Annotated in this window: 17 protein-coding genes and 1 tRNA gene; 14 read left to right on the top strand and 4 right to left on the bottom strand. The window is 73.8% G+C overall.

The window, feature by feature from the left end; translation table 11 throughout:
* Positions 1-9 precede the first annotated feature (9 nt).
* From K304_RS0109555 to K304_RS0109540, 4 genes are read left to right on the top strand one after another with little or no spacing between them, the layout of a single operon-like run.
* Positions 10-1,641: a carboxyl transferase domain-containing protein gene (locus K304_RS0109555; protein WP_027763563.1), complete on the top strand. Its 1,632-nt coding sequence runs from the start codon at positions 10-12 to the stop codon at positions 1,639-1,641.
* Between the two features lie 17 nt (positions 1,642-1,658).
* Positions 1,659-3,746, top strand: coding sequence for an ATP-binding protein (locus tag K304_RS0109550; protein ID WP_027763562.1), 2,088 nt, complete (start codon positions 1,659-1,661; stop codon positions 3,744-3,746).
* Complete coding sequence (locus K304_RS0109545; RefSeq protein ID WP_027763561.1) at positions 3,743-4,711, top strand: hydroxymethylglutaryl-CoA lyase; 969 nt, start codon at positions 3,743-3,745, stop codon at positions 4,709-4,711. The genes K304_RS0109550 and K304_RS0109545 overlap by 4 nt, the downstream gene beginning before the upstream one ends.
* Before the next feature lie 2 nt (positions 4,712-4,713).
* Positions 4,714-5,874: an acyl-CoA dehydrogenase family protein gene (locus tag K304_RS0109540; protein WP_027763560.1), complete on the top strand. Its 1,161-nt coding sequence runs from the start codon at positions 4,714-4,716 to the stop codon at positions 5,872-5,874.
* Between the two features lie 96 nt (positions 5,875-5,970).
* Here K304_RS0109540 and K304_RS28170 read toward each other — a convergent pair whose 3' ends face one another.
* Entirely contained in the window at positions 5,971-6,954 is a 984-nt protein-coding gene (locus K304_RS28170) for a sigma-70 family RNA polymerase sigma factor (RefSeq protein WP_078528833.1), read from the bottom strand.
* A gap of 104 nt (positions 6,955-7,058) precedes the next feature.
* On the opposite strand from K304_RS28170, the gene K304_RS0109530 reads away from it, so the two are divergent.
* Positions 7,059-7,820, top strand: coding sequence for an SDR family oxidoreductase (locus tag K304_RS0109530; protein ID WP_027763559.1), 762 nt, complete (start codon positions 7,059-7,061; stop codon positions 7,818-7,820).
* Between the two features lie 30 nt (positions 7,821-7,850).
* Positions 7,851-8,777: a DUF4429 domain-containing protein gene (locus K304_RS0109525; protein ID WP_027763558.1), complete on the top strand. Its 927-nt coding sequence runs from the start codon at positions 7,851-7,853 to the stop codon at positions 8,775-8,777.
* A 46-nt stretch (positions 8,778-8,823) separates the two neighbouring features.
* On the opposite strand, the gene K304_RS28165 is transcribed toward K304_RS0109525, so the two are convergent.
* Positions 8,824-10,449: a beta-N-acetylhexosaminidase gene (locus K304_RS28165; RefSeq protein ID WP_037789723.1), complete on the bottom strand. Its 1,626-nt coding sequence runs from the start codon at positions 10,447-10,449 to the stop codon at positions 8,824-8,826.
* 236 nt (positions 10,450-10,685) lie between these two features.
* Here K304_RS28165 and K304_RS0109515 point away from each other — a divergent pair, with 236 nt between their 5' ends.
* Together K304_RS0109515 and glmS are read left to right on the top strand one after the other, a co-directional pair.
* Positions 10,686-10,964: a hypothetical protein gene (locus K304_RS0109515; protein ID WP_027763557.1), complete on the top strand. Its 279-nt coding sequence runs from the start codon at positions 10,686-10,688 to the stop codon at positions 10,962-10,964.
* 74 nt (positions 10,965-11,038) lie between these two features.
* Positions 11,039-12,853: a glutamine--fructose-6-phosphate transaminase (isomerizing) gene (gene glmS / locus K304_RS0109510; protein ID WP_027763556.1), complete on the top strand. Its 1,815-nt coding sequence runs from the start codon at positions 11,039-11,041 to the stop codon at positions 12,851-12,853.
* A gap of 345 nt (positions 12,854-13,198) precedes the next feature.
* Here the strand turns inward: glmS and K304_RS0109505 are convergent, their stop codons facing one another.
* On the bottom strand, positions 13,199-13,741 hold the full coding sequence (locus K304_RS0109505) for a universal stress protein (protein WP_027763555.1): 543 nt from the start codon (positions 13,739-13,741) through the stop codon (positions 13,199-13,201).
* Between the two features lie 612 nt (positions 13,742-14,353).
* On the opposite strand from K304_RS0109505, the gene K304_RS0109500 reads away from it, so the two are divergent.
* The 6 genes from K304_RS0109500 to K304_RS0109475 all read left to right on the top strand — a co-directional run bounded on the left by K304_RS0109500 (position 14,354) and on the right by K304_RS0109475 (position 24,765).
* Positions 14,354-15,634 carry a helix-turn-helix domain-containing protein gene (locus K304_RS0109500; protein WP_027763554.1) on the top strand — a complete coding sequence of 427 codons (1,281 nt, stop codon included), beginning with the start codon at positions 14,354-14,356 and terminating at the stop codon, positions 15,632-15,634.
* Between the two features lie 10 nt (positions 15,635-15,644).
* On the top strand, positions 15,645-16,250 hold the full coding sequence (gene orn / locus K304_RS0109495) for an oligoribonuclease (RefSeq protein WP_027763553.1): 606 nt from the start codon (positions 15,645-15,647) through the stop codon (positions 16,248-16,250).
* Positions 16,251-16,358: 108 nt separating this feature from the next.
* Positions 16,359-16,434, top strand: a tRNA-His gene (locus K304_RS0109490).
* Between the two features lie 672 nt (positions 16,435-17,106).
* Positions 17,107-17,718, top strand: a complete 612-nt coding sequence (locus K304_RS0109485; protein ID WP_027763552.1) for a hypothetical protein — start codon at positions 17,107-17,109, stop codon at positions 17,716-17,718.
* 26 nt (positions 17,719-17,744) lie between these two features.
* Positions 17,745-19,754 (top strand): SPFH domain-containing protein, encoded by a 2,010-nt coding sequence (locus tag K304_RS28160; RefSeq protein WP_037789719.1) that lies wholly within the window; start codon positions 17,745-17,747, stop codon positions 19,752-19,754.
* A 91-nt stretch (positions 19,755-19,845) separates the two neighbouring features.
* A complete protein-coding gene (locus K304_RS0109475) occupies positions 19,846-24,765 on the top strand; it encodes a DNA repair ATPase (protein ID WP_051308175.1) in 4,920 nt (1,639 codons plus the stop codon).
* A gap of 163 nt (positions 24,766-24,928) precedes the next feature.
* On the opposite strand, the gene K304_RS28155 is transcribed toward K304_RS0109475, so the two are convergent.
* Entirely contained in the window at positions 24,929-25,564 is a 636-nt protein-coding gene (locus K304_RS28155) for a M23 family metallopeptidase (protein WP_486591611.1), read from the bottom strand.
* Positions 25,565-25,708: the final 144 nt, after the last annotated feature.

Genomic DNA, 25,708 nt, shown 5'->3' with positions numbered 1-25,708 from the left:
CTCAGCGGCATGGAGCAGGCAACGGCGCTGGTCAGCGGCGTCGATCCGGCATCGGACAACTGCCGGGCGAACGAGGCCGCGCACCGCGAACTGGCGGCGCGGCTGCGCGAGAAGCTCGCCACGGCCCGGCTGGGCGGCGGCGAGAAGGCCCGCGCCCGGCACACCGCGCGCGGCAAGCTGCTGCCGCGCGACCGGGTGGACGCGCTGCTCGACCCGGGCTCCCCGTTCCTGGAGATCGCACCGCTGGCGGCCGACGGGATGTACGGCGGCGCCGCTCCCGCGGCCGGCGTGATCGCCGGCATCGGCCGGGTGTCCGGCCGCGAGGTCGTGATCGTGGCCAACGACGCCACGGTCAAGGGCGGCACGTACTACCCGATGACGGTGAAGAAGCACCTGCGGGCCCAGGAGATCGCTCTGGAGAACCGCCTGCCGTGCGTCTACCTCGTGGACTCCGGCGGCGCCTTCCTGCCCATGCAGGACGAGGTGTTCCCGGACCGCGAGCACTTCGGCCGCATCTTCTACAACCAGGCGCGCATGTCCGGCGCCGACATCCCGCAGATCGCCGCCGTCCTCGGCTCCTGCACCGCGGGCGGCGCGTACGTCCCCGCCATGAGCGACGAGGCGGTCATCGTCCGCGAGCAGGGCACGATCTTCCTCGGCGGCCCGCCGCTGGTGAAGGCCGCGACCGGCGCGGTGGTCACCGCGGAGGAGCTCGGCGGCGGGGAGGTCCACTCGCGCACCTCCGGCGTCACCGACCACCTCGCCGAGGACGACCCGCACGCGCTGCGCATCGTGCGGAACATCGTCGGCACCCTGCCCGGCCGCCCGGCACCGCCCTGGACGGTCACCCCACCGGAGGAGCCGCGGGCGGACCCGTCCGGCCTCTACTCCGCCGTCCCGGTCGACTCGCGCACGCCCTACGACGTGCGCGAGGTCATCGCCCGCGTGGTGGACGGCTCCCGCTTCCAGGAGTTCAAGGCCGAGTACGGCACCACCCTGGTGACCGGCTTCGCCCACATCCACGGCCATCCGGTCGGCATCGTGGCGAACAACGGCATCCTCTTCTCCGAATCCGCCCAGAAGGGCGCCCACTTCATCGAGCTGTGCGACCAGCGCGGCATCCCGCTGCTCTTCCTCCAGAACATCTCCGGCTTCATGGTCGGCAAGGACTACGAGGCGGGCGGCATCGCCAAGCACGGCGCCAAGATGGTGACGGCCGTGGCCTGCACCCGGGTGCCCAAGCTGACCGTGGTGATAGGCGGTTCGTACGGCGCGGGCAACTACTCGATGTGCGGCCGGGCGTACAGCCCGCGCTTCCTGTGGATGTGGCCGAACGCCAAGATCTCGGTGATGGGCGGCGAGCAGGCCGCCTCCGTGCTGGCCACCGTCAAGCGCGACCAGATCGAGGGCCGTGGCGAGGCGTGGAGCGAGGAGGAGGAAGAGGCCTTCCGCGCTCCGGTCCGCGCCCAGTACGACGAGCAGGGCAACGCGTACTACGCCACCGCGCGCCTCTGGGACGACGGCGTGATCGACCCGATGGAGACGCGCCAGGTGCTGGGCCTCGCGCTGACCGCCTGTGCCAACGCTCCGCTGCCGGAGAAGGATCCGAACGCGCCCGCCTTCGGCGTGTTCCGGATGTGAGGGGGACGACGATGACGATGTTCGACACCGTGCTGGTGGCCAACCGCGGCGAGATCGCCGTGCGGGTCATCCGCACCCTGCGCGCCGAGGGCGTCCGTTCGGTCGCCGTCCACAGCGACGCCGACGCCGACGCCCGCCATGTGCGCGAGGCCGACACCGCCGTGCGCATCGGCCCGGCCGCCGCAGCCGAGAGCTACCTGTCGGTGGACCGCCTGCTGGACGCCGCGCGCCGGACCGGAGCCCAGGCCGTGCACCCGGGGTACGGCTTCCTCGCGGAGAACGCCGCGTTCGCCGCGGCCTGCGCCGACGCCGGGCTGGTCTTCATCGGGCCGCCCGCCGCGGCCATCGACCTCATGGGCGACAAGATCCGCGCCAAGGAGACCGTCGCGGCGGCCGGTGTTCCGGTCGTCCCCGGCTCCTCCGGCTCCGGCCTGTCCGACGCCGAACTGGCCTCCGCAGCCCGGGAGATCGGCATGCCGGTGCTGCTCAAGCCTTCCGCGGGAGGCGGCGGCAAGGGCATGCGCCTGGTGCGCGACGAGGCGCTGCTGGCCGACGAGATCGCCGCCGCGCGCCGCGAGGCCCGCGGCTCCTTCGGCGACGACACGCTCCTGGTGGAGCGCTGGATCGACCGGCCGCGGCACATCGAGATCCAGGTGCTGGCCGACGCCCACGGCAACGTCGTGCACCTCGGCGAGCGCGAGTGCTCCCTCCAGCGCCGCCACCAGAAGATCATCGAGGAGGCGCCCAGTCCGCTGCTCGACGAGGCCACGCGCGCCGCGATGGGCGAGGCCGCGGTGAACGCCGCCCGCTCCTGCGGATACCGGGGCGCGGGCACGGTGGAGTTCATCGTGCCCGGCGGCGCACCGGCGGCCGACGGGCGGCGCGACTACTTCTTCATGGAGATGAACACCCGCCTCCAGGTCGAGCACCCGGTCACCGAGCTGGTCACTGGGCTGGACCTGGTGGAGTGGCAGCTCCGGGTGGCCGCGGGCGAGCCGCTCGCGTTCGGCCAGGACGACGTCGCCCTCACCGGACACGCGGTGGAGGCCCGGGTCTGCGCCGAGACCGCCCGGGTGTCCGGCGATCGCGTGGACTTCCTGCCCTCCGCCGGGACGGTCCGGCTGCTCCGCGAACCGCAGGGCGAGCGGGTCCGCACCGACTCCGGACTGTCCGAGGGCACCGAGGTCGGCACCTCCTACGACCCGATGCTCTCCAAGGTCATCGCGTACGGCCCGGACCGGGCCGCGGCGCTGCGCGGGCTCCGCTCCGCCCTGGGCGGCACCACCGTGCTCGGCGTGGACACCAACGTCGCGTTCCTGCGGGCGCTGCTCGCCCACCCGGACGTGGTGACCGGCGACCTGGACACCGGCCTGGTCGACCGCGACGCGGCCGGCCTGGTCCCCGACGGCGTCCCGGACGAGGTGTACGCCACGGCGGCGCTGCTGCGTCACGCGGCGCTGGAGCCCGCCGCACCGCGCGGCGGCGCGGGCGACTGGGTGAACCCGTTCACCGTGCCGTCCGGCTTCCGGATGGGCGGCGAGGCCGCCTGGACGGTGCACCACGTGCGCGTCCCCGGCCACGACCCGGTGGCCGTGCGGGTCCGCGGCCTGGCGCACGACGCGCTGGTCCGCGTCGGGGACGCCGAGCCGGTCGTCGCGCGGCTGGCCGACACCGCTCCCGCCGGTACCCGGCTTGAGTGGGGCGGGGTCACGCACCGCTTCGCCCGGGTGGCCGACGACGGCGGTGCCTGGCTCGGGCGCGACGGCGAGGCCTGGCACGTGCAGGCCCACGACCCGGTCGAGGCGGCGTTGCGCGGCGGCGCCGGGGCGCACGGCGCGGACGCGCTCACCGCTCCCATGCCGGGCACGGTCACCGTCGTCAAGGCCCAGGTCGGCGAGGAGGTCACCGCGGGCCAGAGCCTGCTGGTGGTCGAGGCGATGAAGATGGAACACGTCATCGCCGCCCCCTACGACGGCGTGGTCACCGAGCTGGACGTGTCGGCGGGGAGCACCGTCGCGATGGACCAGGTGCTCGCCGTCGTGGAGCCGAAGGAGCCGCAGGACTCCGAGGAGGCGCAGCAGCCGAAGGGGGGCGGTCCGGCATGACCGCCGCACCGCGCACCCCGGGCGTCGAGGGCCTGCCCATGGCGGTGCCCGCCCCCGGGCTGCCGCCCCGCATCCGCATCCACGAGGTCGGCCCGCGAGACGGCCTGCAGAACGAACAGGCGATCGTCCCGGTCGAGGTGAAGGCGGAGTTCGTCCACCGGCTCGCCGACGCCGGCCTGCGGACCGTCGAGGCGACCAGCTTCGTCCACCCCAAGTGGGTGCCGCAGCTCGCCGACGCGGAAGAGCTGTACCCGAAGCTCTCCGACCTGGGCGACGGCGTGCGGCTCCCGGTGCTGGTGCCCAACACCCGCGGTCTCGAGCGCGCGCTCGCGCTGGGCGCCCGCGAGATCGCGGTGTTCGCCAGCGCCACCGAGTCTTTCGCCAAGGCCAACCTCAACCGCACGGTCGACGAGGCGCTGGCGATGTTCGAGCCCGTGGTGCGCGGGGCCCGGGAGGCCGGAGCGAGCGTCCGCGGCTACCTCTCGATGTGCTTCGGCGACCCCTGGGAGGGCCCGGTGCCCGTCGAGCAGGTGGTGCGGGTGTGCCGCAGCCTGGTGGACATGGGCTGCGACGAGCTGAGCCTCGGGGACACCATCGGTGTCGCCACGCCCGGACACGTCGGCGCGCTGCTCACCGCGCTGGACTCCGAGGGCATCGGCGCCGACCGGATCGCGGTCCACTTCCACGACACCTACGGCCAGGCACTGGCCAACACCCTCGCCGCGCTCCAGCACGGCGTGCAGACGGTGGACGCCTCCGCGGGCGGCCTCGGCGGCTGCCCGTACGCGAAGAGCGCCACCGGCAACCTCGCCACCGAAGACCTCGTGTGGATGTTGCACGGCCTCGGCATCGAGACCGGGGTCGACCTCGGCCGGCTCACCGCCACCAGCGTGTGGATGGCCGAACGGCTGGGACGCCCCAGCCCCTCCCGTACCGTCCGAGCGCTCTCCCACAAGGAGCAGTAGTCATGTCTCTCGACCACCGTCTCGCCCCCGAGCACGAGGAACTGCGCCGCACCGTCGAGGAGTTCGCGCACGACGTCGTGGCTCCGAAGATCGGCGAGTTCTACGAGAACCACGAGTTCCCCTACGACATCGTCCGGCAGATGGGCGAGATGGGCCTGTTCGGGCTGCCGTTCCCCGAGGAGTACGGCGGCATGGGCGGCGACTACCTCACCCTGGGCCTGGCCCTGGAGGAGCTGGCCCGGGTCGACTCCTCGGTCGCCATCACCCTGGAGGCCGGTGTCTCGCTGGGCGCCATGCCGGTCTACAGCTTCGGCACCGAGGAGCAGAAGCGCACCTGGCTGCCGAAGCTCTGCTCCGGCGAGATGCTCGGCGCGTTCGGCCTCACCGAGCCCGAGTGCGGCTCGGACGCCGGCGGCACCCGGACCACCGCCACCCGGGACGAGAAGACCGGCGAGTGGGTGATCAACGGCTCGAAGTGCTTCATCACCAACTCCGGCACCGACATCACCGGCCTGGTCACGGTCACGGCCGTCACCGGGCGCAAGCCCGACGGGGCGCCGCTGATCTCCAGCATCATCGTGCCGTCCGGCACGCCGGGCTTCACCGTCGCCGCCCCCTACTCCAAGGTCGGGTGGAACGCGTCGGACACCCGCGAGCTGTCGTTCTCCGACGTCCGCGTGCCCGGCGAGAACCTGCTGGGCGAGGAGGGCCGCGGCTACGCGCAGTTCCTGCGCATCCTGGACGAGGGCCGCATCGCCATCGCGGCGCTGGCCACAGGGCTGGCGCAGGGCTGCGTGGACGAGTCCGTGGCGTACGCGAAGACCCGCAGGGCGTTCGGCAAGGCCATCGGCGAGAACCAGGCCATCCAGTTCAAGCTGGCCGACATGGAGATGCGCGCCCACACCGCGCGCCTGGCCTGGCGGGACGCCGCGTCCCGGCTGGTGGCGGGCGAGCGGTTCAAGAAGGAGGCGGCGCTGGCGAAGCTCTACTCCTCCGAGATCGCCGTGAGCAACGCCCGGGAGGCCACTCAGATCCACGGCGGGTACGGCTTCATGAACGAGTACCCGGTGGCCCGCATGTGGCGGGACTCCAAGATCCTGGAGATCGGTGAGGGGACGAGCGAGGTGCAGCGCATGCTGATCGCCCGCGAGCTGGGTTTCTGACCGCTCTCGCAGCGCCCGCCCGCCTGCCCTGCCCGCGCCGCACGCGGGCGGGCGGGCGGGCGGGGAACACGGGGACCGAACCCGGCCCGCGGCGGGTCAGGCGTCCGGGTCGTCGACGCCGTCCGGCCCCTCCGGGCCCTCGGTCCCGTTCAGGTCCTCGGCCGCTGCCCTGCGTGCGGCCGCGTCCAGGACGTCGACCCGCAGCGCGCTCAGCCGCTCGGGCTCGGCGATCAGGTCGATGCCGGTGATCAGTCCCTCGGTGATCGTGAAGGCCATCACCAGCGCCAGCCGTCCGCCGTCGGCCATCAGGAGCGCCGGCGCCCCGTCCACCAGCGCCGGCTGAGTGCCCCGCGCCCGGGCCGTGGCAGCCGACGCGCCCTTGGCCACGTTGCGGGCACCGGCCACCACCAGCGGGTGCCGTGTCGGGCCGACCGCCGCGTCCGCCCGCAGCACCACCTCGGGATCGAGGACCGCGAGCAGCGCGTCGAAGTCGCCTCCACGGGCCGCGGCGAGGAACGCCTCCACGACCCCGCGCCGCCGCGCCAGGTCCGCCGAGGGCACGGCCGAGCCGCCGCGCACCCGGCGGCGTGCGCGACTCGCGAGCTGCCGGGCCGTTGCCGGGGACTTCTCCAGCAGCTGCCCGATCTCGTCGAAGGGCACGGCGAACATGTCGTGCAGCACGAACGCGACGCGTTCGGCCGGGGAGAGCGTGTCGAGCACCACCAGCATCGCCAGCCCCACCGACTCCGCCAGCACCGCTTCGTCCTCCGGCGCGGGGGCTTCCGTCCCGCTCCGGACACCCTTGGCAAGCCCGTTCTCCAGCGCCTCGACGGCCTCGAGTCCTTCCTCGCGCCGCGCTTCCCGGGAACGCAGCAGGTTCAGACACACCCGGGCCACCACCGTGGTGGTCCAGCCGCCGAAGTTGCGCACCTCGGCGGTGTCGGCGCGGCTGAGGCGCAGCCACGCCTCCTGCACGGCGTCCTCCGCCTCGCTCACCGAGCCGAGCATGCGGTACGCCACCGCCCGCAGCCGGCCGCGCTCACCCTCGAATCGCTCCGCCAGCAGCTCGCCCTCGCCCACCTGTCACATTCCTTCCTCGCCACGTGTCACAGCAGTAGAACCCGAAACCCGGCACGACGGAGCCGGGAAGCGCCACCTTCGGGCCGACGCGATGAGGAGAGACGATGGCTTCGACGATTCTGGTCACCGGCGGTACCGGCACCCTCGGACGGCACGTGGTGCCGCTGCTGCGCGGCGCGGGCTGCTCCGTGCGCGTCCTGAGCCGCCGGGAGCGGCCGGACGAGGACGGCGTCGTGTACGTCACGGGGGACCTGCGGGAGAACAGGGGCGTGGCCGCCGCCGTGGCGGGCTGCGAGACCGTACTGCACCTCGCCGGTGGCCCCAAGGGGGACGACGAGGCGACCGCGCACCTGGCCCGCGCCGCCGCGCAGGCGCAGGTGAAGCACCTGGTGTACATCTCCGTCATCGGCGCGGACCGGGTGCCGCTGGCCTGGCTCCGGTCCAAGCTCGCCGCCGAACGCGCCGTCGCGGGCTCCGGCGTGCCCTGGACGACCCTGAGGGCCGCCCAGTTCCACGACCTGACGCTGGCCATGGTGGAGAAGATGGCGAAGCTGCCGGTGGTCCCCTCCCCCGGCGGGCTCCGCCTCCAGCCCGTGGACGCGCGCGAGGTGGCGGAACGGCTGGTGGAGCTGACGCTGGGCACGCCGGCGGGGCTGGTGCCGGACCTGGCGGGACCGAGGGTGTACGAGCTCGCCGAGCTGAGCCGCGGCTACCTGCGGGCGCGCGGCAAGCGGCGCCCCCTGATGCCGGTCCGCATCCCGGGCAAGGCCGGCCGCGCCTACCGGGCGGGCGCCAACCTGACGCTGGAGGGCGCCACCCTGGGCGCGCGCACCTGGGAGGACTTCCTGTCCGAACGGGTGGCCTGAGCACGGTGCCCGTGCGCGAGAATCGTCGGCATGGCGGAAATCATCCAGCGCGCGGGCACCTGGACGTTCGACGGCGACACGCTGCGGATCGTGCCGGGGAACGGCAGGTCCACCCACACGCTGCGCAGGGAGCTGGGCGAGGTCGCCGTGCCGTTGCAGGCGGTGGCGGGGATCGCGTACGAGGCGGGGCACGGCCGGAAGGCGGGACGCCTGCGGGTGCGGCTGCGCACCGGTGCGGATCCGCTGGCCCATGTCGCGGGCGGCCGGCTCCCGGACACCGCCGACCCGTACCAGCTGGCGGTCGACGGCGACCGGGCGGGCGTCGCCGAGTACGTCGTGGACGAGGTGCGGAACGCGCGGCTGCTGGAACAGGTGCCGGACGGTCCGTGCGACCGGTACCTGCTGCCCGGCCCGTCCGTGCCGCGCACGGCGGCCGGTACGGACGGCACGGCCGTCTTCGACGGCGAGCGGGTGCAGTTGGAGTGGAACTGGATGGCCGAGGAGAGCAAGTCCTCCGGTGGCCCGAGGACGTTGCCGCTCGACGAGCTGACCGCGGTGGAGTGGACTCCGGCGGTGGGCTGGCAGAACGGCAGCCTGCGGTTCCGGCCGCGCGGCGGCCACACGGCGCCGAAGCCGGAGCACGACCCCAACTGCGTGCTGCTGTGGGGGGTGCGGCAGGCGCGGGAGACGGGTGGCGCCGTGCTGCTGGCCGCCGCCGTCGCGGCCCGGCTTCCGCACCCCGGAGCCGGGCCGCCTCCCGCACTCGCGGAGAGTGCCCCCGCGGCGGCGGGGGCGACGGCCTCCGCGCCGCCGTCCCTGGTGAAGTCCGCTCCCGGCGACGCGGACCACGACGCACTGCTGCGCAGGCTGCGGGAGCTGGGCGAACTTCACCGCGAAGGCGTCCTGACGGACGAGGAGTTCGCGGCGGCCAAGCGTGCGGTGCTGAACCGCTTCTGACTCCGCCGCCCGGCCGGCGTCCGCCGCACGGCCGGGCCGGCGCGCGTCAGCGCGTCCCGGAGTCCCAGGGGACCTGCGGGGAGCGGTAGTAGTCGATGCCCAGGGCCTCCCAGCGCGGCGCCTGCGCCGCGAGGCGGACGCGGTAGTCCTCCCAGTCGTGGGTGGCCGCCGGCGACCAGCCGAGTTCCGCGACGCCCGGCAGCCGCGGGAACGCCATGTACTCGATGTGGTCGCTGTTCTCCAGGGTCTCCGACCACAGCGGCGCCTCGACGCCGAGGACGGCGTTCTCCGGCACGCCCTGGAAGTAGCGGCCCGGGTCCCAGTCGTAGGACTGCCGCACCTCGACGTATCCGGCCCAGCTCAGCCCCAGCGGCGTGTCCTCGTTGTACTTCATGTCGAGGTAGACCCGGTCGGCGGGCGAGAGCACCAGCCGGTTGCCGTTGCGGGCGGCCTCCGCGACGTCCTCCTCCTCTCCCGTGACGCCCCAGTACTGCACGACGGCGTCCTCGGCGGGCTCGGCGCCGGTGAGCTGGTGCCAGCCCACGACGGTCTTGCCGTACTTCCCGACGGCGGCCTGTGCGCGGTCCATGAAGGCGACGTAGTCCTCGTGGCTGGTGGAGTGCGCCTCGTCGCCGCCGATGTGCAGGTAGGGCCCCGGTGTCATGGCCGCGATCTCGCGCACCACGTCGTCCACGAAGTCGTACGTGCGCTCCAGCGGCACGCACAGCGAGCTGAAGCCGACCTCGATGCCGGTGTAGAGCGGCGGCGCGACGCCGTCGCAGTTGAGTTCGGCGTACGAGGCGAGGGCCGCGTTGGTGTGGCCGGGCATGTCGATCTCCGGGACGACCATCAGCTGGTGGGCGTCCGCGTAGCGCAGGATCTCCCGGTACTCGGCCTTGGTGTAGTAGCCGCCGGGGCCGCCGCCGACCTCGGTGCTGCCGCCGTGGGTCGCGAGCCGCGGCCAGGAGTCGATGGCGATGCGCCAGCCCTGATCGTCGCTCAGGTGCAGGTGCAGGCGGTTGAACTTGTAGAGGGCGAGCTGGTCGATGTAGCGCTTGACCTCCTCGACCGTGAAGAAGTGCCGGGAGACGTCGAGCATCGCACCGCGGTGCTCGAAGCGCGGGGTGTCGGTGAGGGTGCCGCCGGCGATCCGCCAGGTCCGCGTCCCGGTCCGCGCGGCGTCCGACTCCACCTGCGCGGGGAGCAGTTGCCGCAGCGTCTGCACGCCGTGGAAGAAGCCGGCGGACGCCCGCGCCTGGAGCACGATGCGGTGTTCGCCCACCCGCAGCCGGTAGCCCTCCTCCCCCAGGCTGCGCGGCCCGCCGTGGGCCAGCACGATCGCCCCGGAACCGCGGTGTGCGTCGCCGCGGGTGGTGACCGGCAGGTCGTAGCCGGTGGAGGGCCGCAGGATCTCCGCGAGTTCCTGCGCCGCGTCCCGCGCTCCCCGCGCGGCCGCGGCGTGTCCGCCCACCTGGATGCGGGTGTCGTCGGTGAGGGTGAACGGGTCGCCGTGCGCGCGCACGGACGCCGGTGCGGGGATGATCTGGTCCAGTGGCCGGGGGTCTCCCCCGGCTCCGGCCGGGGCGGGGGCGGCGTTCGCCGCGGCGCCGGTCGCCGGCACCGCGCCGAGCAGCAGCGCGGCGCTGAGCAGGAGGGGCCTGAGACGTCTCACGAGCGATCCCTTCGGCGGCGGTCCGTCCTCCGGGCCTCTCGCGGCCGGGAGCACGTTCCGAGCGATGGCATGTGCATGAAGTGACGCACGCTGACGTTCGTACCGTGCTCAGGACCCCGGGGTCAAGGTGTAGACCAATTCCCGGGACCGGACACCGGAGCCGCCTTTTCTCGCGATCCTGCCCGGTATCGGGCAGAAATGTTGCGAAGGCCGCCCCGGACGCGCACTATCGACGGGTGCTGGAGCGCCGGACACCGGTCCACGAGGACCTGATCGACCACCTGACCCGCACCACCGCGCTGCCCCGCAACGAGGCGGTCCGGGTGGTCCTCGACGTGCTGGCGTACTTCGACGAGACGACCGAGGACTACGTACGCCGCCGCCACCGCGAGCTGAAGTCCGGCGGGCTGGTGAACGCCGACATCTTCGAGCGGATCGCCGCCGAACTGCCGCACCGCGCGGTGGCGCCGCCGGAACTGTCGCTGCGGCAGATCCGGCGCATCGTCTACGGCTGACGCGACGCGCCGCCCCGCGGCGCACCCGCCTCGGCGCGCCGGCACACCGACCGACCGTTCGAAGGAGAAGCGCCATGTGCGGGATCGTGGGATACATCGGGAAGCGCGACGTCGCGCCGCTGCTGCTGGAAGGGCTTCAGCGCCTGGAGTACCGGGGCTACGACTCCGCGGGCATCGCCGTCCAGACCCGCGGCTCCGGCCTGAAGTCCGTCAAGGCCAAGGGCCGGGTGCGCGACCTGGAGGCGAAGCTCCCGAAGCGCTTCGCCGGCACCACCGGCATCGCGCACACCCGCTGGGCCACCCACGGCGCCCCCAACGACGTGAACGCGCACCCGCACCTCGACCCCGAGGGCAAGGTCGCCGTCGTGCACAACGGCATCATCGACAACGCCTCCGACCTGCGGGCCAAGCTCGCCGCCGACGGCGTGGAGCTGGTCTCCGACACCGACACCGAGGTCCTCGCCCACCTGGTCGCCCGCGCCCAGGCCGACACCCTCGAGGGGCGCGTGCAGGAGGCGCTGCGGCACATCGACGGCACGTACGGCATCGCGGTGCTGCACGCCGACTTCCCCGACCGCATCGTCGTCGCCCGCAACGGCTCGCCGGTCGTCCTGGGCATCGGCGAACACGAGATGCTGGTCGCGTCCGACGTCGCCGCGCTCGTCTCGCACACCCGCCAGGTCGTGACCCTGAACGACGGCGAGATGGCCACCATCAAGGCCGACGACTACCGCACCTACACCACCGAGGGCTCCCGCACCTCCACCTCCCCGGAGACCGTGGAATGGGCCGCCGAGTCCTACGACATGGGCGGCCACGACACCTACATGCACAAGGAGATCTCCGAGCAGGCGGACTCCGTGGACCGGGTGCTGCGCGGCCGCATCGACGACCGGTTCGCCACCGTCCACCTGGGCGGCCTCAACATGGACGCCCGCGAGGCGCGCGGGGTGCGGCGGGTGAAGATCCTCGGCTGCGGGTCCGCTTACCACGCCGGCATGATCGGCGCGCAGCTCATCGAGGAGGTGGCCCGCATCCCCGCCGACGCGGAGCCCGCCAGCGAGTTCCGCTACCGGAACGCGGTGGTGGACCCGGACTGCCTCTACATCGCCGTCAGCCAGTCCGGCGAGACCTACGACACCCTCGCGGCCGTGCAGGAGCTGAAGCGCAAGGGCGCCCGGGTGCTGGGCGTGGTGAACGTCGTGGGCTCGGCGATCGCCCGCGAGACGGACGGCGGCGTGTACGTGCACGCCGGGCCCGAGGTGTGCGTCGTCTCCACCAAGTGCTTCACCAACACCGCGGTGGCGTTCGCGCTGCTGGCCCTCCACCTCGGCCGCATCCGCGACCTGTCCGTCGCGGACGGCAGGCGACTCATCGCGGGACTGCGGAGGCTCCCGGAGCAGATCGCCGAGATCCTGGACGGCGAAGAGGCGATCCGACGGCTGGCCGCGGAGTACGCCCAGGCGCGCAGCATGATGTTCGTGGGCCGGGTGCGCGGCTACCCGGTCGCGCGTGAGGCGTCGTTGAAGCTGAAGGAGGTCTCCTACATCCACGCCGAGGCGTACCCGGCGTCCGAGCTCAAGCACGGCCCGCTCGCGCTGATCGAGCCCGCCGTGCCGACGGTGGCGATCCTGCCGGACGACGAGCTGCTGGAGAAGAACCGGGCGACGCTGGAGGAGATCAAGGCGCGACACGGCCGGATTCTGGCGGTCGCCCACGCCGAGCAGGAGAAGGCCGACCACACCATCGTCGTGCCGCGCAACGAGGTCGAGCTCGACCCGATCCTGATGGGCCTGCCGCTCCAACTCCTCGCCTACCACACGGCACTGTGCCTGGACCGGGACATCGACAAGCCGCGGAACCTGGCCAAGTCGGTCACCGTCGAGTAGCCGTCGCCGGCCCTCGCGGCGGGAGCAGGGCGGCGGAGCCGAAAAGGGGCCGGACAGACGGGGGCGGACTTCCGCGCGGGCCACCACCGCGCGGGAGTCCGCTCCCGAGGTAGCCGGCGTCGCCCATTACGCCGGCTGGTGCTGCCGCTCCCGGGACCGTCACCTCCCGGCGGGCAGCATGTCGTTGTTCTCTGTATGCCCCTCACAAGCGCACGATGCACCTCCCGGTCCCGACGGATTTCCGGGGACCGGGACGAGCGGCGCGGAGGAGACCGGGACGGCCGGGGCGGAGGGGTGACGTCGGCTCAGCACGCGGGCGGACCCGAGGGCAGGGCTGAGGCCCCGTCAGGGGATGGTGACGACGGGGCGTCGGGCGCGGCGGGCGAGGCGCCCGGCGACGGAGCCGAAGAGGCGGCCGACCAGTCCGTGCGTGGAGCCGACCACGATCGCGTCCGCCTCGTACTCCTGCCCGACCTCCTCCAGCTCGTGGCAGATGTCGCCGCCGCGCTCGACCAGGACCCAGGGGACCTCGGCGAGATGGTCGGCGCAGGCCAGTTCGAGGCCGAGGACTTCGGTGCGGTGGTCGGGGACGTCCACGAAGACGGGGGGCTCGCAGCCCGCCCACACGGTGGTGGGCAAGCGGTTGGCGACGTGCACGATGATCAGGCCCGAGCCCGACCGCCGGGCCATGCCGATCGCGTACGCGAGGGCGCGCTCACTGGAGGTGGAACCGTCGAAGCCGACGACCACGCCGTGCCGGAAGGCCGGGTCGCAGGAGTGGCGCGCGTGCTCCTCCGCCTCGGGCACCGCGGGCACCGCATCCGGTGCCGCCCGGGGGTCGGCGACCTGTCTGCGGTCCGCGGGTTCGGGGATCTCGTGTCCAGCCATGGATGTCTCGGAGCTGTGAGTCCTCTGCGGGGAGCGGTTGTGGAAGGAGCCGGAGCCCGGAAGGGGCGAAGGCGGCCGTCACGCGCGGGAACCCTCTTTCCCCTTCCTTTACCCCGAGGATACGGCGGCACTCCCCCGTGTCCGCAACGGGAGGAAGCGGTGCGGGGGCGCGCGCTGACCCCGGAGCATGCACCAGCACCGCCGCTTTGCGCAACGTGCCTCCGCGCCCCTTACACCCCCCGGCACCTGCCCGTGAGCCGGCCGGAGGGCCCGTCGTCACCCCCGCGCTTTTCAGCCAACTTCTCCGCCGGCCTCACCGGCCGCCGCCCCCACCCGTCAATACGGCTCCCACCAGGGCAGAAACGGGTACTCCGGGTGTGTGGACGGCCCCCCTGAAGGGCAGTGAGGTTATGCGTACTACCCAACGAGCCCGGTCAGTGCAACGCTTCGTGATCGAATGCTTCACGCCACGTGGCCATGTCGACATAGCACCGCGTGCTGAAGTTGGTTCGCCGAGGTCACGCGACACAGTAGATTCGATCTTGGCTATCGCCGCGGGGGAGAGAAGTGCAGGATCTTGAGGACGCGACGATGAGGGGGGCTTACAGTCCGATGAGCGTTCCCACGAGCCAGGAGGACTCCAGGGAAGGTCCGGCGTCGGCCACCGCACGCAAGCTGGCCGCGCGCCGGCGGCGAGAAGTCGTCGCCGTGCTGCTGTTCAGCGGCGGACCGATATTCGAGAGTTCCATCCCGCTGTCGGTGTTCGGCATCGACCGTCAGGACGCCGGTGTCCCCCGCTACCGGCTGCTGGCCTGCGCCGGTGAGGACGGCCCGCTGCGCACCACCGGCGGGCTCCAGCTGACCGCCCCGCACGGCCTGGAGGCACTGTCCCGGGCCGGCACCGTCGTCGTCCCCGCCTGGCGTTCGATAAGCCAGCCGCCACCCGCCCCCGCGCTGGAGGCCCTCCGTCAGGCGCACGACGAGGGCGCCCGGGTGCTGGGCCTGTGCACCGGCGCGTTCGTCCTCGCGGCCGCGGGCCTGCTGGACGGGCGCCCCGCGACCACGCACTGGATGTATGCGCCTACATTGGCCAAACGCTACCCGGCGGTCCACGTCGACCCGCGGGAGCTGTTCGTCGACGACGGCGACATCCTCACCTCCGCCGGCACCGCGGCCGGAATCGACCTGTGCCTGCACGTGGTCCGCACCGACCACGGCGCCGAGGCCGCCGGCGCGCTCGCCCGCCGCCTGGTCGTGCCGCCGCGCCGGGCCGCCGGGGCGGAAGGCGCGCACCCGCGCCACCTGGACAGGTCTTTACCGGAGGAGATCGGCGCCGACCCGCTGGCCGAGGTCGTCGCCTGGGCGCTGGAGCACCTCCACGAGCAGTTCGACGTGGAGGCCCTCGCCGCGCGCGCGTACATGAGCCGCCGCACCTTCGACCGGCGGTTCCGCACGCTGACCGGCAGCGCCCCGCTCCAGTGGCTGATCACCCAGCGGGTGCTCCAGGCGCAGCGGCTCCTGGAGACCTCCGACTACTCGGTGGACGAGGTCGCGGCCCGCTGCGGCTTCCGCTCGCCGGTGGCGCTGCGCGGCCACTTCCGGCGCCAGCTCGGCGCCTCGCCGGCCTCGTACCGCGCGGCCTACCGGGCGCGCCGCCCGGACGGCGGCGGCGCGGACGACCCGCGGGTGCCGCACGCCCGCAAGGTCCCGGCGCCGCACGAGGGCGGCCGCGACCCCGACGGCTCCCGGAGCCACGCGACCGCCCCGGGCGGCGCGGAGGGCCGCGTCGAGGCCCGCGCCGACGGCGCAGCCGAGCCGGGAAAGCCGCAGTCGGACGCCTGGTCGCACCGGCTGCCCCGGCAGCGGGGACGCGGCCACGGGCGGGCGACGTAGGGTAAAGCGCATGAATGATCGCATGGTGTGGATCGACTGCGAGATGACCGGCCTCTCGCTGACCGGCGACGCGCTGGTCGAGGTGGCGGCGCTGGTCACCGACTCGGAGCTGAACGTCCTCGGCGAGGGCGTGGACGTGGTGATCCGTCCGCCGGCCGAGGCGCTGGCGCAGATGCCCGAGATCGTGCGGAGCATGCACACGTCCTCCGGTCTGCTCGACGAGCTGGACGGCGGCACCACGCTCGCGGACGCCGAGGAGCGCGTCCTCGCCTACATCCGGGAGCACGTGCCGGAGGCGGGGCGGGCGCCGCTGTGCGGGAATTCCGTCGGCACCGACCGGGGGTTCCTCGCCCGGGACATGCCGAAGCTGGAGTCCCACCTGCACTACCGGATCGTGGACGTGTCCTCGGTGAAGGAGCTGGCCCGCCGCTGGTATCCCCGGGCGTACTTCAACAGCCCGGAGAAGAACGGCAACCACCGGGCGCTGGCCGACATCCGGGAGTCGATCGCGGAGCTGCGCTACTACCGCGAGGCGGTCTTCGTGCCGCAGCCCGGCCCGGACTCCGACACGGCGAAGGAGATCGCCTCCCGCCACGTGCTGTCCGGGCCGGAGTAGCCCGAGCAGCCGGGGAGCCCGGGGAGGGGCGGCGGGAAAGCCGCGCGCGAGCACCCCTGCGGACCCTGTACACTCTTTCTCGGCCGGTGCGGAACACAGCCGGTCATGGTGGGCGTAGCTCAGTTGGTAGAGCACCTGGTTGTGGTCCAGGAAGTCGCGGGTTCAAGTCCCGTCGTTCACCCCAGATGATCAAGGGCTGACCTGCGGAATCGGGTCAGCCCTTGATCGTTTTCCGACGACGCCCCTCCGGGTCGCCCCGCGCGGAATCGCTCCCGCCGGCGACCGAGGCCACCCGGCCCGCCGTGGCCGCGTCGGGCGCTCTCCCGCCACACCGCACCGCCACACCGCCACCCGCCCGGCGACCGCGTCCGAGAGGCGCACGACCGCATTCGTCGCCGTCGCGCACACCGTCGGCACCCGCCGCCGACCGCTGTACCGCCCGCACCCCGGCGAGGCTCCCGACCGGTGGGAACCGGCCGGGAGACCGAAGCGTTCACGCCGGCGGCCGGGGCTCCCGGGCCGTCGGCGTGAACGAGGGGGCCGCACGGACTGGTTCGACGGGGACACGGGCGAGCGGGACCGGAGCCACTGGTCCGGGGGCCGCCGGTCGTGGGGCGCCGCGGTGATGACCGGCGTGATCGTGCTCTTCTTCCTGGCCGCGCACCGGTTCTTCCACCTCCTCGGCCGGCTCCTCTGAACTCCCGGAGTCCGCGCCGGACTTCGCTGCGGTTGAGGCGCGGCACGACGCGGACTCGGCCGTGAACGAGGCGTGAAGACTGCCGGGTTCCGGCAATGCCGCGTGTGTGCGCCCTGTGGCACGGTGAGGCCACACGACAACGGGCACGGGGGTGCGGCGATGGGGGATTTCCTGCGGGCGACGCTGGAATTCCCGGCCGTTCTCTTCACTTCCGCGCTGCCGGCGGTGCTCGGCTACTGGCTCTTCGTGCTGTTCGGAGGCGTGCCGCTGGGCACCTTCGCGGAGGGCGGAGGCGGCCGGGAGAGCCCCACGGCAGCGGCCGCTGCCGGTCGTTCGGCCCGGCCGGCGTTCCACGGGGCGCCGCCGGCCGTGGTGGTCTCGCTGCTCGCCGCGATTGCCTGGTTCTTGTCGCTGGCCGTCACCGTGCTCGTTCCCGGCACACCGCTCCGGCTCGCCGCGCTGCCCGCGGTGCTCTGGGCCGCATGGGCCCTCACCGGGCTGACGCTGCGGCCGCTGCGCCGCTTCGCGCGGCCCGAAGAGGGCATCTCGCACGCGGAGTTCGTCGGCCGGGTGTGCGTGATCCGTACGGGACGGGTGAACGCACTCTTCGGCCAGGCCGAGGTCGCCGCGCCGGACGGGGCGACGGCCCTCGTCCAGGTGCGCACGGACGACGCCCTCGCCCCGGAACTCACCGCCGGCGACACGGCCCTGATCTACGCGTACGACGCGGAAGGCGGTCACTTCCACGTCGCGCCCTACGACGCTTCCTGAAGCTTTCTCAACGAAGGACATCCCCAATGGACGTCATCTCCACCGGACTCGGCGTGCTGATCGCCGCCGCCCTGCTCGTCACGGTCGCCCTGCTCTTCGTGCTGGGCCGCTTGTTCCGCAAGGTGCCGCAAGGCAAGGCGCTGATCGTCTCCCGGATGCGCAAGGTGGACGTCACCTTCACCGGCGCGGTCGTGCTGCCCGTGCTGCACCGGGCGGAGGTCATGGACATCTCCGTGAAGACCATCGAGATCGGCCGCACCGGGCGCGAGGGCCTGATCTGCCGGGACAACATCCGCGCCGACATCCGCATCTCGTTCTTCGTGCGCGTCAACAAGACCGTCGAGGACGTGGTGAAGGTCGCCCAGGCCATCGGCACCGAGCGCGCGAGCGACCGGGCGACGCTGCAGGACCTGTTCAACGCCAAGTTCTCCGAGGCGCTCAAGACCGTCGGCAAACAGCTGGACTTCGCCGACCTCTACACCAAGCGCGACGAGTTCCGCGACCGCATCGTCGCGGTCATCGGCACCGACCTCAACGGCTACAGCCTCGAGGACGCCGCCATCGACTACCTGGAGCAGACCCCGCTGGCGCAGCTCGACGGGAACAACATTCTGGACGCCCAGGGCATCCGCAAGATCACCGAACTCACCGCGGCCGAGCACATCCGCACCAACGAGTGGCAGCGGAACGAGGAGAAGGAGATCACCCGCCAGAACGTCGACGCCCGCGAGGCCGTGCTGGAGCTGGAACGCCGGCAGGCCGACGCGGAGATCCGCCAGCAGCGCGAGGTCGAGACGGTACGGGCGCGGGAGGAGGCCGAGACCGCCCGGGTGCAGGCCGAGGAGCGGCTCCGCTCGCACACCGCGCACCTCAAGACCGAGGAGGCCCTCGGCATCCAGAACGAGAACCGCGAGCGGGAGATCGCCGTCGCGAAGCTCAACCGCGACCGGGTCGTCGCGATCGAGAACGAGCGGATCGAGAAGGACCGCCTGCTGGAGGTCATCGCCCGGGACCGGGAGACCGAGCTGCGCCGCATCGCCGCCGACAAGGAGGTCGAGGCGGAGAAGCGCGACATCGCCGACGTGGTCCGGGAGCGCATCGCGGTGGAGAAGACCGTCGCCCAGCAGGAGGAGGAGATCAAGAAGCTGCGCACGGTCGAGGAGGCCGAGCGCGAGCGGCAGGCCCTGATCATCGCCGCGGAGGCGCAGGCGCAGGAGCGCCTGGTGAAGGACATCAAGGCCGCGGAGGCCGCCGAGCAGGCGGCCGGGCACCGCGCGGCGGAGGAGCTGACCATGGCGGAGGCCCGGCGCAAGGCGGCCGACCTGGACGCGCAGTCGGCCGTGCGGCTCGCCGAGGGCCGGCGTGCGGAGGCCGCTGCGTCGGGGCTGGCCGAGGCCGAGGTCCAGGAGCGGATGGCCGACGCGCTCGCCCGCAGCCGACAGGTGGAGGCGCAGGCCGCGAAGGACATGGGGCTCGCGGAGGCGGAGGCCAGGCGCGAGCTGCTCAAGGCCGAGGCCGAGGGCATCAACGAGAAGGCGGCGGCCATGGCGGCGCTCGACGAGGCGAGCCGGGAGCACGAGGAGTACCGGCTGCGTCTCGACGCGGAGAAGGAGATCCGCATCGCCGGCATCGACGTGCACCGGCAGATCGCCGAGGCGCAGGCCACGCTGGTCGGCGCGGGCCTGGAGAAGGCGAAGATCGACATCGTCGGGGGCGACTCGGTCTTCTTCGACAAGCTGGTCGGCGCCATCTCCGCGGGCCGCAGCGTCGACGCCTTCGTCGACGGCAGCACGTCGGTGCAGGCCATGGCCGGTCCGTGGCTGGACGCGGACGGAGACGGCTCGACCTTCACCCGGGACGTGACCCGCATGGTCGCCGGCCTGGGTGCCGGGGGCATGCGCGACCTGACCATGGCGGGCCTGCTCAGCAAGCTCGTCTCGGCGGAGGGGCCGCACACGGCGCAGCTGACCGCGCTGCTGGAAGCGGTGCGGGGCACGGACGCGGGCGAGGTGCCGGTCTCGGCACTCGCCGCCTGACGCCGCGCCGGCAGAGACACAGCGGCGGAGACCGCCCGGCGCCGCGGTGCCGGGCGGAACGACGGGGCGGAACGGGAAGGGAAGCAGACGGATGGACGGTCGGCTGCAGGCCGGGCAGGGCTCCGGCACCGCCGGAACCGGGCCGGAGACGGACCGCGACGACACGACGTACGAGGTGCTGCGGCGCCGCATCGCCGTGGCCGCCGCGGAGTTGTCCCGGCGTACGACGGCGCTCAACGACCGCCGTACCGAGAGCTTCGGCGCGGGCCGGATCGTGCTCGGGGCGACCCACCGGATCGGGACCGCGGTGCCCTGCGTCCTGCGCGACGTGGCGCAGGTCGGCGGACTGCTGCTGACGGGCGGGGACCCCGCGGCAGGCGGCGGCGAGGCGGGCGTGGAGGACGTCCTCGCCCTCCACCGCCGCACCGCCGACGGGTTCGAGGCGCTGCCCGCGTCGGCCCTGCCCGGTCTGCTGGACGACCCCGCCTTCCGGCAGGACTTCGCCGAGCTCCAGCGCTTCTTCCGGGGCGCGCGCCTGCTGCGGCTGCGCCGCACCGGCTCCCGGCTGCTGGCGGTCTTCCGGACGGGCGAGGGCGCCGGGGACGTGCGCGTTCTGCACTGGCGGCTCCCCGCGGACGGCGGCGCTCCGCGGTACGTGGACGCACGCGGCGACCGGGCGGACGTCGCTCCGGCCGCCGTCCCGTCCGGCCTGGCCTGGACGGTCGCCGGGCGCGACGCGCACGTGCCCGGACGGCACCCGCACGTCTCGGTGGACGGGGTGGTCTTCGTCAGCACCGAGGGCGGGCGGCTGACCCTGAAGACGGAGAACGACACCGAGACCGCCGCCGGCGTCTGGTCGGAGCCGGTCGAGGAGCCGCTGCAGTCGCTGGCCGACGCCGACGTGCGGTGGGCCCGGGTCGGTCCGCTCGTGCTGCTGCGGGTCCGCCCCTACAACGAGTCCGCGTACCGGCATCTGGTCGTGAACCGGCGGAACGGCGAGGTCGTCCGTCTCGACGGGACCGCGCGGACGGCGCTGCGGCTGCCCGACGACCAGGGCGTGCTGTTCCCCGGCGGGTGCTACCTGGCCTCGGCCCCCGCGGGCGAGGCGGTGCGCGAGTTCCCGGTGCCGGACGGCGACTGGCAGGTCGAGCGCAGCGTCGCCGCGCCGAACGGCGAGGACACGCTGTACGTGTTCCGCGACGCCGGGAGCGACGCCGACGGCGGTCCGGACGCCGGCGGCGCCCTGCTGGTGCCGTACAACCGGGTGCGGCAGGAGGCCGGTCCGCCGCTGGCCGTACGCGCCTGGACGCTCTTCGACGACGGCGGCCTGGCCGTGCTCAGGGCCGACGCGGACGCGGCGGCCGAAGGCGTGCGGCAGCACCCGGCGCAGGTCTGGCGTACGCCGTTCGCCGCGGAGGGACACGACGACGGCGCGCGTCCCGTGACGGGGCCGCTGGCCCGGGTCGGCAACGCCGAGCTGGTCCGCTGCGTGGCCGAATGCCTCGACGTCGCGCGGACGGCCGCGCATCTGCCCCCGGGCACCGACGTGTTCACCGACGTCGCCGCCGCCTGCCGACAGGCCGCGGACCGCTTTCCGTGGCTCCCGGACGAGGGCCTCGGCGGTCTGCACGAGCCGCTCGCCGAACTGCGCGAGGCGGCGGACCTGATCGTGTCCGAGCAGGCACGGGAGGAGGAGGCGCGGGCGCGCGCCGAGGCGGCCCTCGACTCCGCCGAGGAGGACGCCCTGGGCCTGACGCGGCGTGCCCGCGGAGAGACGCCCGCGAACTCCGGGCAGTGGGTGGCGCTGCTGACCGGGCTGCGCCGCGCCCGCGGTGAGGCCGAGGCGCTGCGCGAACTCCGCCACACCGACCCCGCCCGCGTGGCGGCTCTGGAGGAGAGCCTCGACGAGGCGCTGCACGAGGCCGGCCGACGGGCCGTGAGCCGTCTGGCGCGGCCGGAGGCGTTCGCCGACACGCTGGCGGAGGTCGCCGGGCTCGAGGCGGAGGCCGCCGAGGCGGCCACGGCCGCCGCGGTCGCGGCGCCGGCCGACGCGCTCGCCGCCCACGTCGAGCGGCTGCGCACGCTGACCGACGTGTTCGAGGCGCTCGAGGTGGGCGACGCCACCGTGCGGACGGCGCTGCTCGGCCGCTTCTCCGAGGTCAACGCCGCTCTCAACCGGGCGCGGGCGGTGGCCGACGGGCGGCGCCGGGACCTCGTGGAGCAGGAGGACCGGGAGGAGTTCGAGGCCGAACTCGCCCTGCTCGGACAGGCGTTGAGCGGCGCTCTGACCGGCGCCGCGACGCCCGAGGCGTGCGACGAGCAGCTCGGCGCACTGCTCGTGCGGGTGGAGGGCCTGTCCGGTCGCTTCGGCGGGCTGGAGGAGCGGGCGTCGCTGCTCGACGACCGCCGGACGGAGATCGAGGACGCCTTCGCCGCACGACGGCAGACGCTGCTCGACGAGCGGGCCCGGAGGGTCGAACGGCTCGCCGCCTCCGTCGAACGCGGCCTGGAGACCGTGGTCCGCCGCGCGGCGGCCCTGGAAGACGCCGAGGACGTCCGCGCCTACTTCGCCGCCGACCCGATGGTGTCCCGGGTCCGTGCCACCGTGGAGGAACTGCGCGCGGCGGGTGACGCGCTGCGCGCCGCCGGGTTCGACGGACGGCTCAAGGCGGCCCGGCAGGAGGCGCTGCGGGGGCAGCGCGACCGGGCCGAACTGCGGGACGGCGCCGGTACGGTGCGGCTGGGCCGTCACCGGTTCGCGGTGAACGAGGCGCCGGTCGCGCTCACCCTGTCGCCGCGCGACGGGGCGATGTGCCTGGCGGTCACCGGCACCGGCTACCGGGAGGACCTTCCGGCGGAGGCGCTCGCCGGGACGGAGGAGTTCTGGGACCAGCCGCTCGTCTCCGAGTCCCCCGACGTCTACCGCGCCGAGTACCTGGCGGCGACGGTCCTGGAGCGTCTCGGCGGCGACCCGGAGACGTCGGCCGCCCTGGAGGCGGCGACCGACGGCGACGAGGGCCACGACAGGCTGCTCGCCGCCGTGCGGGAGACCGCCGTCGCCGCGCACGACGAGGGCTACGACCGGGGCGTCCACGACCACGACGCGGCCCGCATCCTGGCCGTGCTCCTCGAGCAGCGCCGCTCGGCCGGACTGCTCCGCTTCTCCCCCGAGGTCCGGGCCGCGGCGCAGCTGTTCTGGGCCCGCGGGGCGGAGCAGGAGGCACGCGAGGCGTGGACGGTCCGTGCCCGGTCGCTGGGACGTGCGCGCGCCCGGTTCGGCGACCCTTCGGCCGGGGCCGAACTGTCCGGGGAGCTGACCGCCGCCGTGACCGGCTTCCTCACCGACCGGCTGCCCTCCACCGGTCCGGGAGCAGCGCGCTGGGAGGCCGCCGGGGGTGCACGCCTCGGCGCGGGCGTCTACCTGTTCGAGGAGCTCGCCGCCTCCGGCGGCGACGTCCCCGGCCCCCGGTTCGTCACGGGCGGTGCCGCACGGGATCTCGCGGCCGGGTTCCGTGACGCCCTCGGCGGGGAGGACTCCCCGGCGGTCAAGGAGTACACGGAGGAACTGCGCGCCGTGGGGGACGACCTGCGGGCCGGCTACCAGCTGGCCGGCAGCTGGCTGCACGCCTACGCGTCGGCGCACGGGGCCGAACGGTCCGCGCTGGCCGAGGCCGTCGCGCTGGAGGTGTGCGGCACCGCGCTGCCCCGCCGGGACGCCGCCTCGCCGCAGGAGGACCCGGCGACGGGCCTGCTCGGCGTCCACCCGCGGGTGCGGCAGGGCCTGCTGCCGGTCCGTATCGACGAGTTCCTCGCCCGCGCCGAGAAGTTCCGCACCGTCCGGGTGCCCGCCCACCGCGCCTACCGCAGGCGGCGGGACGGCCTGCTGGCCCAGGCGCGGGAGCGGCTGGCGCTGGAGCGGTTCCAGCCCCGGGTGCAGTCCGGTTTCGTGCGCAACCGGCTCATCGACGAGGTCTACCTGCCGCTGGTCGGGGAGGCGCTCGCCCGGCAGATCGGGTCCGCCGGTGTGGAGAGCCCGGCCGGACAGGGGCTGTTGCTGCTGCTGTCCCCGCCGGGCTACGGCAAGACCACGCTGATGGAGTACGTGGCCTCCCGGCTCGGCATGCTGTTCGTGGCGGTGGACGGGCCGGCGCTGGGGCGGCACACCACGTCTCTGGATCCGGCGGCCGCGCCGGACGGTGCCGCCCGGCGCGAACTGGAGAAGATCGATCTGGCGCTGCGGCTCGGTGACAACGTGCTGCTGCACCTCGACGACATCCAGCACACCTCGCCCGAGCTGCTGCAGAAGTTCATCCCGCTGTGCGATGCGCAGCGCCGGATCGACGGCGCCGACCGGCGTCACGACCTGCGCGGCAAGCGCTTCGCGGTGTGCATGGCGGGCAACCCGTTCACCGAGTCGGGCACCCGGTTCCGGGTGCCCGACATGCTGGCCAACCGCGCGGACGTGTGGAATCTGGGCGACGTGGTCGACGGCCGGGCGGACCTGTTCGCGCTCAGTCACGTCGAGAACGCCCTGACCTCGCACCCGGAGCTCGCGCCGCTCGCCGCGCGGGAACGCTCCGACCTCGACCTGCTGCTGCGGATGGCGGAGGGCGACCCCGCCGTGCGGCCGGACCTGCTGGTCCACCCGTATCCGGCGGACGAGCGGGAGCGGATCGTCGCCGTACTGCGCAACCTGCTCACGGTCCGGGACACGGTGCTGCGCGTCAACGCCGCCTACATCGCGTCCGCCGGCCAGGCGGAGACGGCCCGGACCGAACCCCCGTTCCTTCTCCAGGGGTCCTACCGGGACACCAACCGACTCGCGGGACGGCTCGCCGGGGTGATGAACGACGAGGAGCTGGAACGGCTGCTCGACGACCACTACGCGGCCGAGGCGCAGGCGCTGGCCTCCGGTGCGGAGGCCGCGCTGCTCAAGCTCGCCGAGCTGCGGGGACGCCTGTCCCCCGAGCAGCGCGAGCGCTGGGAGCACCTCAAGCGCGCCACGGTCTGAGAGCGGCGCCCGGGCCGGGGCCCGGGACCGGCGGACCAGGTGTGGAGCAGGCGACCGACCGGCGTGCCGCGGCCCGTCCCGCTCTGTGCGGGACGGGCCGCGGACGGCGCGGGTGGCGGACGGTGCCGGGCGGGCGGGGAGACCGACGCGGCCGGACGGCTCGTCAGACGACCTCGACGCCGCGCTCCTCCAAGTAGGCGACGGGGTTGACGTCCGTGCCGTAGTCACGCCCCTCGCGCACCTCGAAGTGCAGGTGGGGCCCGGTGCTGCGGCCGGTGTTGCCGGACTCGCCGAGCACGGTGCCGGCCTTCACCCGGTCGCCCTCCTCGACGTCGATCCTCGACAGGTGGGCGAAGAGGGTGTACTTGCCGTCGTCCATCCGGACGGTCACGGCCTTGCCGTAGGCGCCGGACCAGCCGGCGAACACGACCTTGCCGGACCCGACGGAGTGCACCGGGGTGCCGACGGGGACGGCGAAGTCCACGCCGGTGTGGTGACCCGCCGCCCAGTCGCCGCGGATGCCGTACGGCGCGGAGACGGTCGACCCGGTGACGGGGCTGGCCCAGGACTCCGGCGGCCCGGACCGCCAGCCTCCGTAGAGCGCGGGGAGGTCCGACAACCAGGGCCCGCCGAGGGTGTGGGGACCCGCCCCCAGCGGGTCGTCGTGCGTGTGGGCCGGCTGGGTCGCCGCGACCGGGGAGGCGAGTCCCCAGCTGCCGCCGACGAGCAGAGCCGCCGTCAGCGAGCCGCAGGCGGCGCGGCGTAGAGCTGCTATCGGGCGTCGCGTTGCTGCATTCATAGCTGCGAGCAAACGGGAGCCGACGGTGCGTCGCATCCGGGGCGTGTCCACAGGGGTGACGCATCGCCAGCCGGCCCGGGGGTCCGTGCAGGTGACGCCGGGTACCGGGCCAAAGGTTCGCGGGCGGTGACACCGCACCGGCGC

Source organism: Streptomyces sp. CNS606, from assembly GCF_000426325.1.
The sequence above is the reverse complement of the archived record's forward strand: the minus strand, read 5'-3'. Positions and strand labels throughout refer to the sequence as shown.

Excerpts from the sequence above, each read along its gene's own strand:
- K304_RS0109555 (WP_027763563.1), top strand. The coding sequence starts at position 10 with ATGGAGCAGGCAACGGCGCTGGTCAGCGGCGTCGATCCGGCATCGGAC.
- K304_RS0109550 (WP_027763562.1), top strand. The coding sequence starts at position 1,659 with ATGTTCGACACCGTGCTGGTGGCCAACCGCGGCGAGATCGCCGTGCGG.
- K304_RS0109545 (WP_027763561.1), top strand. The coding sequence starts at position 3,743 with ATGACCGCCGCACCGCGCACCCCGGGCGTCGAGGGCCTGCCCATGGCG.
- K304_RS0109540 (WP_027763560.1), top strand. The coding sequence starts at position 4,714 with ATGTCTCTCGACCACCGTCTCGCCCCCGAGCACGAGGAACTGCGCCGC.
- K304_RS0109530 (WP_027763559.1), top strand. The coding sequence starts at position 7,059 with ATGGCTTCGACGATTCTGGTCACCGGCGGTACCGGCACCCTCGGACGG.
- K304_RS0109525 (WP_027763558.1), top strand. The coding sequence starts at position 7,851 with ATGGCGGAAATCATCCAGCGCGCGGGCACCTGGACGTTCGACGGCGAC.
- glmS (WP_027763556.1), top strand. The coding sequence starts at position 11,039 with ATGTGCGGGATCGTGGGATACATCGGGAAGCGCGACGTCGCGCCGCTG.
- K304_RS0109505 (WP_027763555.1), bottom strand. The coding sequence starts at position 13,741 with ATGGCTGGACACGAGATCCCCGAACCCGCGGACCGCAGACAGGTCGCC.
- K304_RS0109500 (WP_027763554.1), top strand. The coding sequence starts at position 14,354 with ATGAGCGTTCCCACGAGCCAGGAGGACTCCAGGGAAGGTCCGGCGTCG.
- orn (WP_027763553.1), top strand. The coding sequence starts at position 15,645 with ATGAATGATCGCATGGTGTGGATCGACTGCGAGATGACCGGCCTCTCG.
- K304_RS0109485 (WP_027763552.1), top strand. The coding sequence starts at position 17,107 with ATGGGGGATTTCCTGCGGGCGACGCTGGAATTCCCGGCCGTTCTCTTC.
- K304_RS28160 (WP_037789719.1), top strand. The coding sequence starts at position 17,745 with ATGGACGTCATCTCCACCGGACTCGGCGTGCTGATCGCCGCCGCCCTG.
- K304_RS0109475 (WP_051308175.1), top strand. The coding sequence starts at position 19,846 with ATGGACGGTCGGCTGCAGGCCGGGCAGGGCTCCGGCACCGCCGGAACC.
- K304_RS28155 (WP_486591611.1), bottom strand. The coding sequence starts at position 25,564 with ATGAATGCAGCAACGCGACGCCCGATAGCAGCTCTACGCCGCGCCGCC.